Here is a 14,703-nt window from a genome sequence, read left to right as displayed (position 1 = left end):
TTTTTGTATTTTGGGTGTTTAAACGGCAACAACAGAAAGAGAAATGAGAAAAAGCACCCTTGCTTTGCTTGGCACAGCCTGCTTTGTATCAGGAGCGTTTGTGACCAAACTGGCAGAAAATACGATTACCATAGACATGATGCGGGATGCGCAGAACCTGATGGGCTTGCACTTTACAGATGCCCAGCTAGACTCGGCCCGTGCAGATATGGAGGACTTCCGAAAAGATTATGAGACCATCAGGAAGCAGCCCTTGTCAAACGATGTAGCGCCTGCTCTGATGTTCAACCCCATTCCGGTAGGCTTTGCCTTTGAGCAGGGGGAGTCTTCTTTTGAAGTGGCCAGGCCCGCCCATGTAAAGCTGCCAAAGAAGCGTGAGGAGCTGGCTTTTTACACTGTCCCGCAATTAGCTGAACTGGTGCGTACGCAGCAGATCACGTCAGAGGAGCTCACCAGGTTTTACCTGGAGCGGCTGAAAAAGTACGGCCCTACGCTGGAATGCGTAACCACGCTCACAGAGGAATTAGCCCTGCAGCAGGCACGCCAGGCAGACAAGGAGATAAAAGCCGGTAAGTATAAGGGCATGCTGCATGGCATTCCGTTTGGGGTAAAGGATTTGCTTTCTACCAAAAAGTATAAGACTACCTGGGGGGCGATGCCTTACAAAGACCAGGTAATAGATGAGGATGCCACGGTCGTGCAGCGCCTGCAGGATGCCGGAGGCGTACTGGTAGCCAAGCTAACACTAGGAGCACTGGCCATGGGGGATGTCTGGTACGGCGGTAAAACACGTTCCCCCTGGGATCTCACGAAAGGGTCCAGCGGTTCGTCGGCTGGCTCTGCCTCGGCTGTGGCGGCCGGCCTGCTGCCCTACGCCATCGGTACGGAAACCCTTGGCTCTATTGTGTCGCCTTCCACTGCCTGTGGCACGACAGGCCTTCGTCCAACCTTCGGCCGCGTGAGCCGGAGCGGCGCCATGGCCCTGAGCTGGTCGATGGACAAAATCGGTCCGATTGCCCGCTCTGCCGAAGATTGTGCTATCGTGTTCAATGCCATTTACGGTCCGGACGGAAAAGACCAGTCGGTATATGATGTGCCTTTTAATTATAATGCTACCATCAATCCGAAGAAGCTGCGGGTAGGTTACCTGAAAAATGACTTTGACGGCAAGTACGGTTTCAAGGAAACAGACCAGGCCACGCTGCAGGTATTACGCGATGCAGGGGTAGAGCTCGTGCCAATTGAGCTGCCTGACCTGCCAGCCCGTGCCTTAACCATGACCATATCCGTAGAAGGTGCTGCCGCTTTTGATGAACTGACCCGTAGCGGCCGCGATAGCCTGTTGGTTGCCCAGCACAAGTACGCCTGGCCAAATACTTTCCGGGGAGCCCGCTTTATCCCGGCAGTGGAGTACCTGCAAGCGCAGCGTGTAAGAACCCTGCTGGTGCAGCAAATGCAGGAGAAACTGAAGGACGTGGACGTGTACATCAGCCCTTCCTTCGCGAGCAGCAACCTGGTTATAACTAACCTGACAGGGCACCCATGCGTGGTCGTGCCGAATGGCTTCCAGAAGAACGGGATGCCAACGACGATTACCTTTATGGGCAAGCTGTTCGGGGAGGCAGAGCTCTTGAGCTTCTCTAAGTTTTACCAGGATCTGACAAACCACGAAGAGCAGCACCCGAACCTGAACTTTACTAAGAAAAAGAAGGCATAGTATAAGCATAGCTAAAACCGCCACCTGCTGCAACCAGGCCCCAGGTGGCGGTTTTGCTTTTAAAGGACTGAATGCCTTATTTTACCTATCTACCTAATAATCTAATCACTGAAAGAACCATGTTTCTAAAACGAAAAGCGGTAGCCCTTGCCGCTTACCTGCTGCTTTGCGGAGGCGCATTGCAGGCACAGGAAGGCAAAATGGAGCTAAGCGTGGAGAAGATCATGCGCGACCCGAAATGGATCGGCACTTCGCCAAGTAATGTTTTCTGGTCGGAGGATGGCAAGAAGATCTATTTTAACTGGAACCCCGAAGGTAACCGGGAAGATTCGCTGTACAGTGTTTCGGCCGACGGCAAGAACATCCGCAAAGTAAGTGCGCAGGAGCGGCGCAACCTCCCTTCGCCCTGGGGCGACTACAACCGGGCGGAAACGAAGAAGGTGTATGAAAAGAATGGAGACATCTTCCTGTATGACATTAAGTCGGGCACGGCTCGGCAAATAACCAATACCGTGGAGCGCGAGGGGAACCCCGCCTTTAACCACAGCGAGCAGAAGGTGGTGTACGAGAAGGACGGGAACCTGTATGCCTGGAACATGGCCAGCGGGCAGACCGTGCAGCTGACTGATTTTAGAAAAGGACGCAAGGCGGCTAGCGAGAGCAGCGATGCACAGCGCGACTGGCTGAAGGAACAGCAGTTGACCCTGCTACAGATTGTGCGCGACAGGGAGGGTGATAAAGAGGCCCGCAAAAAGCAAAGGGAGGCAGATGCCCCAGCCCGTCCGAAGGAGATCTACGTGGATGACAAGGCAGTAGATAACATTACCCTGAGCCCGGACGAACGCTTCATCACCTACCGCCTGGTAAACCGGCCAAAGAGTGCGAAAGTTGCTATCGTGCCAAACTATGTAACGGCTTCCGGATACACAGAAGATATCAATACCCGCACAAAAGTAGGGGATGCCCAGAGTGCGTATGAGTTCTTCGTGTACGATACGGCAAAAGATACTGCCTTTGCAGTGTCGATGAACGAGGTAGTGGGAATTTATGACCAGCCGGCCTACCTCCAGGAGAAAGAGGCGAAGGCAAGTGCCGCGAAAGAAGTTTCCGGTGGCAAAGCGAAGAAGCCCGAAGTAAGGCCAACCATAATGTATGGCCCCTATTGGTCGGATAACGGGAAGCAGGCCGTGGTGGTGGCGCGCTCCCAGGATAACAAGGATCGTTGGATTATGAAGTTAGAGCCCGCCACAGGAAAGCTGACGCTACTGGACCGCCAGCGCGACGAGGCCTGGATCAACGGCCCCGGCATTGGTTATGGCGCCGGCGATATCGGTTGGATGCCGGACAACGAGCACGTGTGGTTCCAGTCGGAGGAAAGCGGCTATTCGCACCTGTACACGGTGAATGTGAACAGCGGCCAAAAGAAAGCCCTGACTAGCGGGAAGTTTGAGGTATCGGACGTACGTATGTCGGACGATAAGAAGCACTGGTATTTTACGGCCAACAAAGTACACCCCGGAGAACAGCACCTGTACCGCCTGCCACTGCAGGGAGGAGAGTTGGTACAGCTAACCTCCATGCAAGGGGCAAATGAGGTGAAACTGTCGCCAGACGAAAAGACGCTTGCCGTTCGCCACTCCTACAGCAACAAGCCATGGGAGCTTTACGTGATGGACAACAAGAAAGGGGCAAAGGCAAAGCAGGTGACCAACTCCCTGACAGAGGAGTTCAAGTCCTATGATTGGCGGGAGCCGGAGGTCATCACTTTTAAGGCAGAGGATGGGGCGGACGTGTACGCCCGCTTGTACCGGCCGGAGAAACCGGAGGCAAACGGACCGGCAGTGGTCTTTGTGCACGGGGCTGGCTACCTGCAGAACGCCCACAAGTGGTGGAGCAGTTATTTCCGGGAGTACATGTTCCACAACTTTTTGGCTGATCAGGGCTACACCGTGCTGGACATCGATTACAGAGGCAGTGCAGGCTACGGGCGCGATGTGCGTACAGGTATTTACCGCTTTATGGGAGGCAAGGATCTGAGCGACCACGTGGATGGCGCGAAGCACCTGGTGGAGAAGTATAACGTGGACCCGAAGCGCATTGGCATTTACGGTGGTTCTTACGGGGGCTTTATTACCCTGATGGCCATGTTCACGGAGCCGGATGTGTTTGCTGCCGGTGCCGCCCTTCGTTCTGTAACCGATTGGGCACACTACAACCATGGCTATACCTCTAACATCCTGAACACCCCTTATACTGACAGTACAGCCTATGCCAAGAGCTCCCCGATCTATTATGCGGAGGGGCTGAAAGGCGCGTTGCTTATTGCGCACGGCATGGTAGACACCAACGTGCACTTCCAGGACGTGGTGCGCCTGACACAGCGCTTGATTGAACTGGGGAAGGATAACTGGGAGCTCGCCGTGTACCCGGTTGAAGATCATGGCTTTGTAGAACCTGCCAGCTGGACGGACGAGTACAAGCGGATTTACAAGCTGTTTGAGGAGAACCTGAAGGAGAAAGACTAGGCGCAGTATCTGTGCAAAGTGTAAAAGGCGTGGGAGGTCCCCACGCCTTTTTTTATTATATCGGGTTGTTATAATATAAGGTGTAGCGAGGATTTTAGTTGAAAATTTATACTTCGGCCTGTTAAGGAAGAAGAAAAAAAATAGGATAAAAATAGCCCTGTTTTTCGCCCCTTTTTCTTCTGATAATGCAATAAGATGTTATAACATTAGATGAGTTAAATATACGAAAACAGCACGCAGAAGCACTTTTTGTTAATGATCGACAATTTGAGGGGAGGTTTTGTTGAGAAGATATCTCGTGTTAGCGAAGAAAAATGGACTACGTGAAAAAGCAAAAAAAGTTTTTGAAATTTAAGTTTAGGTCTTAATTTGGGATTCACTTTAAACAAACAATCACTAATCCTAATCTAATTTTATGAGAAAAGTTCTACTGATGAATTTGGCTCTGCTCCTGTTGCTTGTGAACCAGGCATGGGCGCAAAGCCGAACGATCACTGGTAAGGTAACTGACGCCGCAAGCGGGCAACCGCTGCCGGGCGTGGCAGTTATTGTAAAGGGCACCACTGCTGGTACAGCAACAGGTGTGGATGGCTCTTACTCGCTTAATGTGCCTGAAAAAGGCAACACCCTTGTTTTCCGTTATATCGGATATGAAACAAAGGAGCAGGCTATCGGAAGCGCAAGCACTGTAAACGTAGCGCTTGGCGTTAATAGTGAGCAGCTTTCAGAGGTTGTGGTGCAAGTGCCTTACGGTTCTGTAGCTAAAACAGCTTTTACAGGTTCTGAGGCTACCATCTCTAGTTCTGCTATCCAAAAGCAGCAGGTAACTTCAGTTACACGTGTGCTGGAGGGTTTGGTACCAGGCCTGCAGACTACAAACGGTGGTGGAGCCCCAGGTTCTAGTGCATCTGTGCGTATCCGTGGTATCGGCTCGATCAATGCCAGCAGCGACCCGCTTTACGTGGTGGACGGTGTGCCATTTGACGGAACGTACTCTTCTATCTCTACAGACGACATCGAGGCTGTTACTGTATTGAAAGATGCCGCTGCCTCAGCTCTTTACGGTGCGCGTGCCGCTAACGGCGTGATCATGATCACCACTAAAAAAGGTGGTAAAGGCAAGCCAAGAGTAGCAGTTAACTTCAGAAAAGGTGTTTCTGAGCGTGGTATTCCAGAATATGACCGAGTAAACTCTCAGGAGTACTACGAGTTGATGTGGGAAGCGATGCGTAACTCTTACGCGGCGTCTACAAACCCTGCTACGAAACTGCCTTACACGCCAGCCGAAGCTGCTGCTGCCGCCTCTAAAAACATTGCAGGACCAAACGGCCTTGTTTATAACCCTTTCAACGTTGCAGGTGACCAGGTAATTGATCCGGCTACTGGCAAACTGAACCCAAGTGCCCGTCTGCTGTACGAGGACAACTGGTCTGACGTACTGTTCCAGGATGCAACAAGAAACGACCTGAACGTAAGCATCTCCGGTGGAGCTGAAAACAGCGACTATTATATCTCTGCAGGCTACATCAATGAGGACGGTATTGCTAAGTTCTCTGACTACGACCGTTTCAATAGCCGTGTAAAACTGAATACTGCTGTTAGCAAAGCTGTAAAAGCAGGCATGAACATTTCTGCTACCTTGTCTAACTCTAACGGTAACTTTGCGGATGGTACTGCTACAGCAAACCCTTTCTACTTCTCCAGATACATGGGCCCAATTTACCCAGTATGGCAGCGTGATGGCGAAGGTGCCTTTGTAATTGACCCTGCTACAGGAGAGAGAGCACTTGACTGGGGTGTCCCTGGCCAAATGGGTTCAAGACCTTATGCCGGTAACTCTAACCTGTTAGGCTCTTTAGGCCTGGATGAGCGTTCTACAAGAAGAAGCGAAGCAACAGCAAACGCTTACCTGGAAGCTAAATTCCTGAAGAACTTTACGTTCAAGACGACACTTGGTGGTAACTACTACAACGGTCTTGGTACTACTTTCCAGAACTCGCTGTTTGGTGATGCTGCTAACGTAGCAGGTCGCTCTACAAAGTCTGATACACGCCAGATTTCTTACACCTTTAACCAGGTGTTGTCTTGGAACAAGCAGTTTGGCTCACACTCTATCAGTGCATTGGCCGGTCATGAGAATTACTCTCTGGAGAGCAGATTCATGTCAGCAACCCGTACAGGATTCCCATTCCCTGGTACGTCTGAGTTAGCGCCGGCTGCTACAGCAGGTGCATCCACTTCGTACACAGACGAGCATAAGCTGGAAGGCTTCTTTTCGCAAGTAAGCTACAGCTTCGCAGACAAGTACCTGTTATCTGGTAGCTTCAGAAGAGACGGTTCTTCACGTTTCTTTACAGACTCTCGCTGGGGTAACTTCTACTCAATAGGCGCTGGCTGGAGAATCTCTGAAGAGAACTTCTTCAACGCTGAGTGGGTAGATGAACTGAAACTGAAAGGTAGCTACGGCGAGCAGGGTAACGAGGACGTTGAAAACTACTATGCGTGGCAAGGACTTTATGGCCTGGGCTGGAACAACGTGAATGCTCCTGGTTCTATCGTTTCTTCACTGCCTAACACAAACCTGCAGTGGGAGAAAAACGCTTCCTTCAACGTAGGTGCTGACTTCAGCCTGTTCAATAAAGTGCAGGGTACAATCGAGTACTTTGAGAGAACTTCTGACAACCTGCTGTTCGAGGTGCCATTGCCAACATCTACTGGTATAAAGTCGATCTGGGATAACGTAGGTACCATGAAGAACTATGGATGGGAAGCTCAGTTGGGCTACAATGCTATCTCAACATCTGACTTCGACTGGAGAGTAGACCTGAACCTGACTAGCTACAAGAACAAGATCACAAAGCTGCCACAGGAAGAAATCGTGAATGGCACGAAGAAGCTGATGGTAGGACACTCTGTTTATGACTTCTGGCTGCGTGAGTACGCTGGCGTAGACCCTGCCAACGGTGATGCCCTGTACTACAAAGACGTGCTGGATGCAGACGGAGAACCAACTGGTGAGCGCACGACAACTAACGTGTACAACGAAGGCACTTACTACTACCATGGGTCAGCTATTCCGAAACTGGTTGGTGGTGTTACAAACGCGTTCCGTTACAAAGGCCTTGACCTGTCTGTGTTGCTTACATTCCAGAGCGGTGGCAAGTTCTACGACGCTAACTATGCTAACCTGATGCACAGAGGTTCTTACGGTACACACTGGAGCAAGGACATCCTGAACAGATGGCAGAGCGAAGAGAACCCAGGTGACGGCAAGACGCCAAGACTGCAGAACGGCATTTCTGGTCAGGACGGAGCTTCTACAAGGTGGTTGTTCGATGCTTCTTACCTAACTGTAAAGAACATCAACATAGGCTATACCCTTCCTAAGTCGCTTACTGGCAAGTTGGGTGGCGCTACACTGCGAGTATTCGGTGCAGTTGACAACGCCGTAATCCTGACGAAAAATGAGGGAATGGACCCACAGAGAAGCTTCAACGGTACATCAGATTATACTTACCCAATCTACCGTACTGCCACTGTAGGTCTTAATGCCAACTTCTAATTTAGATTTGATTTCAAAATGAAAAATATATTAAAAAAATTGAGCCCGTTGGCATTAGCGGTATTAATGCTAACAAGCTGCGAAAAAGATTACTTAGAGACTGCCCCAACGCAGAGTGTGGCCAGCGACGAAGTTTTCAAAACGGTTGATGGTGCTTTCGTAGCCCTGAACGGTACTTTCCGATCCATGTGGACCAGCATGGGCGGAAGCCACGGACACTTCGGACAGAAATCGCATGACCTGACGATGGACCTGATGGGTACTGACATTGTGCTGCATACCAGAGGGTACAACTGGTTTACCGGCGAGTATAACCTGTCTGCCTATGCATCCGCGACAGACGGTTCAAGATCAGGTCTGGCATGGGAATACTATTATAGAACGATCAGTAACGCGAACAGGATTATTGCCAACGTAGACAAGGCGACAGGTAATCCGGCAGACAAAGAGTACATTAAAGGTAATGCTTTGGCGCTGCGTGCTTACTCTTACTTCTATCTGGCAAACCTGTGGCAGCATACCTACAAAGGGCATGAAACTGCCCCTGCTGTGCCCTTGTACACAGAGCCAACGACAGAAGGCAAGCCTAGAGCAACTGTACAGGAGGTGTATGATCAGATTGTGGCTGACCTGACACAAGCCGAGACTTTACTGGCAGGAAAGACCCGCAAGCACATTTCCCACCTCAACGCTGCAGCCGTAAAAGGCATAAGAGCAAGAGTTGCTTTGCAAATGGAAGATTACGCGACAGCAGCTGCAAAAGCTAATGAAGCGCGCCAGGGACTGGCCCCAATGTCGGCAACCGCTTATACAGCAGGTTTTGGAAAGGCAAACAGCGAGTGGATGTGGGGATTGGAAATTCCTAATGACCAGTCTACTATTTACGCGTCTTTTTTCTCTCACTTCGACGCCAAAGTTGTTAGCTACGCTAGCCTAGGCCTGCAGAAAAAGATAACAAAGGAGCTATATGATCAGATACCTGCGGGAGACGTAAGAAAGTCTGTGTTCATAACTCCGGGAACAGGAACTGCAAAGCTGCCAGACTATAACCAGACAAAGTTTACGCTGCCAGTTGCAGGGTCTTGGGCTGCTGACTATATCTTAATGCGTGCCAGCGAGATGTACCTGATAGAGGCAGAGGCACTTGCCCGTTTAGGAAATGAAGGCGAGGCGCAAACAGTATTGAACGCTTTAGTGCAGGCCAGAAACCCAGCGTACAGTGCAACGCAAACTGGCTCAGACCTTATCAACGAAATTCTCCTGCAAAGAAGAATTGAACTGTGGGGTGAAGGCTTCTCGCTTCTGGACTTAAAGAGAACTAAGACAAACATTAAAAGGCCTGATGGTGATGGGAATCATCAAGCAGCTCTAGCTGTAGTATTTGAAAGAGCTATTGATGATCCAACGCTGTTATGGAGAATACCGCAGAGCGAAATCGATGCAAACGATGCTTTAGCTCCAGCAGATCAGAACCCATAAGGTTAAATTATAGTAAATTGGTTAGAAATTAACAGAAAGCCGCTCCATGCTATGGAGCGGCTTTTTCTATTTGGTGCATCTAATGGTGCTGCTTCTGCACCAAGCGTGCTTTTCCGGCAAAGGCGAGGACCCGGGAGTTGAGACGCGGTTGCGATTTGATCGGTAGAAGGCAACATGTGTCATGCCTAGTCTATCGGAGTGGGGAGCAAGAGGCCCCAGCCTTTGAGCAAAAGCAAGACGAAAGCAGCGCTTAAGTGCTCCTAAAGTACAGAGAGAACCCACAGGGAAAGGCATGCAGAGACATACTTCGTGTGCCTTTTTTGTTATGTTTTTAGTCCCCCTGTAGTGCGCATTTTACCAAATTCTGCGGGAGCCTACAATGGGAATGTCCAAGAAAGGGCTACTGATAGCTTCCTTAACACAGGGTGTATAAGTCTGTGAAATAAAGAATCGGCTTTGCTGGTGGCCACAAATTTTGAACTATAGATCCAGGTGAAAGTGGTCTTAGTCAAATATTACAATTTTCTAATGCTAATAAGTAAGGTGTTGGTACATAAGGTGTTATCAGAAGGGGTGAGCGAGGGTTTGTTTGTAAAGTGGGTTTAAAACGTTTAGAGGCTATTTTTTTTCGCTGCCTGTTTACATTGTGGTAACATTGGTTTACATTTGGGCACAATTAATCTACACATTTACCAACCAATCTTGTTTAACTTTATGAGAAAAGTTCTATTTATTGGTTTGGTGATGCTCCTAACGCTTGTAAGCCAAGCCTGGGCGCAAAACCGAACCATCACAGGAACAATTACGGATGCTAGTAGTGGGCAGCCATTACCTGGCGTAAACGTGGTAGTGAAGGGTACTACCGTGGGGACGTTTACCGGTGCCGATGGTAGCTACTCTGTTGGTGTTCCTACTGCAGAGGCAGTAATCCTGTACTCATTCCTGGGTTATGTGCCCCAAGAGATCAGCACTGCTGGTAAAAGCACTATCAACGTAAAGCTGGCTGAAGACAGCAAAGCTTTATCCGAAGTGATCGTGGTTGCTTACGGTACGGCCGATCAAAAGTCTTTTACGGGCTCCGCGTCTGCTGTTAAAGCCGAGGCCATCGAGAAGATCCAGGCAAACGACGTGACCAAGGCACTGGGTGGTTTAACACCAGGTGTGCAGGTAGTACAGACAAGCGGGCAGCCTGGAGCAACAGGTCAGATCCGTATCCGTGGCGTGGGTTCTGTGGCTTCTTCCTCTACGCCACTGTATGTTGTGGACGGTGCTCCTTACTCAGGCGATCTGAATGCGATCAACCCGAACGACATCGAGTCCATGACCGTTCTGAAGGACGCTAGTGCAGCCGCCCTGTACGGTTCGCGTGCCGCCAACGGTGTGGTAGTGATCACGACTAAAGGTGGCAAGGCCCCTAAGAAACCATCCATCACGTTCGGCGCTACTTACGGTATCTCTGACTTTGCCGTGAAAGATTATCAGTCTGTAAACACTGACCAGTACTATGAACTGACATGGGAAGCGCTGCGCAATGACGCTGTGGCGGACCCGACCAAATGGAATGGCAAATTTGCTTCTCCGGAAGAGTACGCAACCAAGAATGTGGTTAGCCGCATAGCTGGTGGTTCAGCTAACGGGCAGCAGTACAACCCATACAACGATGCAGAGCCAGTTGGCTTGAATGGTAAGTTGAAGAATGGGCTTACCGCTGCCTGGGAGGATGACTGGAAAGATGCCCTTTTCAGACAAGCGACCCGCCAGGAGTATGACTTCGGTATCCAGGGTGGTAACGAAAAGACAAACTATTACTTCTCTGGTAACTACCTGAATCAGGAAGGCGCTTTCATCACTTCTGGCTTTAAGCGCTATACTTCCCGCTTACGCTTGTCTTCGCAGGTTACGGACAAGATCAAGTTCGGTGTGAATGCCCTGATCGCCAACACAGATCAGAGCTCTCCAACATCCAGCGGTACGGCTTTCCGTAACGTTGTGTCCTGGGGAAGAAACATTGCGCCTGTGTATCCTATCTTCAGAAGAAGAAACGCTGACGGAACGTTTATTGACAACCCGACAGAGTTTGACTTCAATACTTCCCGTCCTTACGGTGGCAACAGCAACCCGGTAGGTACCACCGAGCTGGACATGCTGGAGCGCAATGTGCTTACCTGGAGCTTGAACACGTTTGGGGAGGTAAAGCTTCCTTTCAACCTGAACTACAAGACAACAATCGCACTTAACGGAGATAACACCAAAGACTTCACGTTCTATAACCCGCTTTACGGGGATGGTGCTGGTGTAGGAGGTCGTGGTACGCAGTGGAGAAGCTCTTACATGGAGTACACCATCAACCACATCCTGAGCTATAGCAAGTCTTTCGGACAGCATCAGGTGGACGCCTTAGGTGGTTTCGAGGCTTTCAACTACAAGTATGATTACCTGTATGGCCAGAAGACCAGCTTCCTGAACCTGCCGGGCTTAACGGAGTTGGACAACGCTTCTACTATTAACGCATTGAACAGCCAGTCTGACAGACGCTCTTTAATGAGCTTCCTGGGACAGGTCAATTACAACTTCCAGGACAAGTATTACCTGTCTGGATCCTTCCGTCGTGACGGTTCTTCCCGTTTCCACGAGGATAACCGTTGGGGTAACTTCTTTTCAATCGGTGGTTCTTACAGAATCACTCAGGAAGACTTCATGAACGCCCTTCCTTGGGTGAACGATGCGAAGATCCGTGCAAGCTATGGTACTTCCGGTAACGAAGGCCTGTTAACATCCGGAGGTGGAGCTGACTTCTATGCTTACAGAGGTTTGTATCAGACTGGTTATAGCGACTTATCCGCTCCTGGTATCATCCTGGATAAACTGGAGAACCAGGCGCTTTCATGGGAAAAGCAAGCTGCCTTTAACGTAGGTATTGATGCGACGATCTTTAACAAGGTGGACGTGTCCTTAGACTACTATGACAGAACTTCAGAGGACCTGCTGTTCAACAAGCCGCTTTCTCCTTCAACTGGTTTTACGTCCGTGTTCGACAACTTAGGTGCCATCAGAAACAGTGGTGTTGAAGTAAACGTGAACGCCCGTATCATCGAAGGGGACTACTTTGCCTGGGACGCGAACGTGAACGCAGCGCATAATAACAACGAGCTGACGAAACTGCCGCAGGAAACGATCCTGCAGGGAACCAAGCAGCTGAAAGTAGGCCATTCTATCTACGACTTCTACATTCAGGACTTTGCAGGCGTAGACCCGCAGACAGGTCTTAGCCTGTGGTACACCGATGTGAAGGATGCGGATGGCAATGTAACTGAAAGAACAACAACTTCTGACTACAGCAAAGCTTCCCGCTACTATGTAGGGACAGCCTTGCCTGACCTGACTGGTGGTATCACAAACAACTTCCAGTACAAGAACTTTGACCTGAGCGTGTTCTTCACTTACAGCCTTGGCGGTAAGATCCTGAACACTGACTACAGCAACTTGATGCACGGCGGTGAAAGAGCCGGTACTAGCTGGAGCGAAGATGTTCTGGACAGATGGCAGAAGCCAGGTGATGTGACAGACGTGCCAAGATTAGGTACAGCACAGACCCTGAACACTAACTCACAGTCTTCCAGGTTCCTGGTGGATGCTTCTTATGCACGTCTGCGCAACGTAACGCTGGGTTACACTTTACCACAGAGTCTGCAGGAGCGAATTGGCCTGAAGAACGCCCGCGTGTTTGTACAGGGTGATAACTTCTGGACACTGTTCAAGACTCCAGGCTTAGACCCGGAGCAAGCTGTTGATGGTATTACAAACAGCCGTTTCCCTGCACAGAAAACGTTCTCTGTAGGTGTACGCGCAACTCTTTAATGGTTGATTTTTTTAAAAGAATGAAAATTAAGAATATAAAATTTGCTGCAGCTATTCTTGGTGCTACGCTAAGCTTAACAGCATGTGAGAAAGACTACTTAGAGGCCGTTCCTTCTAACGCTGTGTCTTATGATCAGGCTTATAGCACCAAGAGCGGTATAGAGGCTGCTATGACTGGTATCATCCGCCTGATGCGCCAGGCCCCTGTAAACCAGGGTGGCGTAAGCCACGATAGCTATGGTGTTCCGTCTCTCATGATGACCTTCGACGTGATGGGGCAGGACGTGATGGCAAACAACAGCTGGTTCATCTATCAGTACGAGCTGGATAACAAGTTGGCGACATACCGCGGTACCCGTATCATCTGGGGGCACTCCTATAACCTGATCACCAACGCAAACAACATCATCGCAAACGCCAAGAATTTGCCTGATGCTTCAAGTGTAGAGAAGGACGGGTTTGAGGCGGAGGCGAAGGTGGTTAGAGCATTTGCTTACTTCAATCTGGCTCGTGTTTATCAGCACACTTACCTGAAAGACAAAAACGCGCTTGCGGTTCCGTTGATGCTGGACCCTGCTACTCCTCAGACAGAGGGCAAAGAGCGGGCAACGCTGGAGCAGGTGTATACCCAAATCCTGGCCGACCTGACGGATGCTGAGCAGAAACTTGGAACTTCACGCCCAAGCAAGAGCCGCATCAACAAGAACGTGGCGCAGGGCTTGCTGGCACGCGTGTACCTGGAGATGGGCCAATGGAATAAAGCAGCTGAGTTTGCTGCAAAGGCTCGTCAGGGCTATCCGTTGATGTCTGCCACTACTTACAAAGCCGGTTTCAACAACTACAGCAATGGGGAGTGGATCTGGGGCTTGCCGCAGTCTGCTGACCAGAATAATGCTTACGCCTCTTTCTACTCCTTTATCGACGGCCGTTATACAGTAAATGCAACGGGTAGCAGAACATATACCCGTAGAGGGTATAACAACCTGCGTGCTAACGATCAGTTCGTAGCCTTGTTCGACGAGGCAGACGCCCGTCGTGAGTTTCAGGAGGACGCCAAAGCCTTTACTACAAACAACGAGGGCGTAAAGGTTTGGAATTCTGATCGCTATACGATCACGAAGTTCAAAGACCTTGTGGACCTGGGTGGGCATATCGTGCTGATGCGCTCCGCTGAAATGCTGTTGATCGAGGCAGAAGCCAAGGCACAGCTGGGTGACTTCCTGGGAGCGCAGGAGCTGTTGCTGGAGCTGCGCCGCAGCCGTTATACCGATCCTGCTCTGGTGTTACCTTCACTTAACGTTGGAGGTGCCCTTCTGGAGGAGATCTATGTGGAGAGAAGAAAAGAGCTGTACGGGGAAGGCTTTGCCTTGTTTGATATCAAGCGCTTGCAGAAGCCGTTAGTAAGAGAGGGTAACCATACGGCTAAAGTTGGTACTACCCCAGCTAACTCAGACCTGTTCATCCACCAGATTCCACAGGCCGAAATGGACGCGAACCCTAAAATGGTGCAGAATCCATAAGGGGTCTATCATAAAAGAACAAAAAAGGCAGCTGTTTCAGCT

General features: G+C 50.1%; 6 protein-coding genes. All 6 read left to right on the top strand.

All coding sequences use genetic code 11. The features are described from left to right. Positions 1–43: 43 nt before the first annotated feature. The 6 genes from CHB92_RS14495 to CHB92_RS14470 all read left to right on the top strand — a co-directional run bounded on the left by CHB92_RS14495 (position 44) and on the right by CHB92_RS14470 (position 14,661). Positions 44–1,717, top strand: coding sequence for an amidase (locus tag CHB92_RS14495; protein ID WP_089319949.1), 1,674 nt, complete (start codon positions 44–46; stop codon positions 1,715–1,717). A 119-nt stretch (positions 1,718–1,836) separates the two neighbouring features. Then, positions 1,837–4,242: a prolyl oligopeptidase family serine peptidase gene (locus CHB92_RS14490; protein WP_089319948.1), complete on the top strand. Its 2,406-nt coding sequence runs from the start codon at positions 1,837–1,839 to the stop codon at positions 4,240–4,242. Positions 4,243–4,657: 415 nt separating this feature from the next. Continuing rightward, complete coding sequence (locus CHB92_RS14485) at positions 4,658–7,804, top strand: SusC/RagA family TonB-linked outer membrane protein (RefSeq protein ID WP_089319947.1); 3,147 nt, start codon at positions 4,658–4,660, stop codon at positions 7,802–7,804. A 66-nt stretch (positions 7,805–7,870) separates the two neighbouring features. After that, on the top strand, positions 7,871–9,283 hold the full coding sequence (locus CHB92_RS14480; protein ID WP_179223055.1) for a RagB/SusD family nutrient uptake outer membrane protein: 1,413 nt from the start codon (positions 7,871–7,873) through the stop codon (positions 9,281–9,283). A gap of 714 nt (positions 9,284–9,997) precedes the next feature. After that, positions 9,998–13,141: a SusC/RagA family TonB-linked outer membrane protein gene (locus tag CHB92_RS14475; RefSeq protein ID WP_089319945.1), complete on the top strand. Its 3,144-nt coding sequence runs from the start codon at positions 9,998–10,000 to the stop codon at positions 13,139–13,141. Between the two features lie 20 nt (positions 13,142–13,161). Next, on the top strand, positions 13,162–14,661 hold the full coding sequence (locus tag CHB92_RS14470) for a RagB/SusD family nutrient uptake outer membrane protein (protein WP_179223054.1): 1,500 nt from the start codon (positions 13,162–13,164) through the stop codon (positions 14,659–14,661). Positions 14,662–14,703 lie beyond the last annotated feature (42 nt).

It is taken from the genome of Pontibacter ummariensis (assembly GCF_900188175.1).
GTDB lineage: Bacteria > Bacteroidota > Bacteroidia > Cytophagales > Hymenobacteraceae > Pontibacter > Pontibacter ummariensis.
The sequence above is the reverse complement of the archived record's forward strand: the minus strand, read 5'-3'. Positions and strand labels throughout refer to the sequence as shown.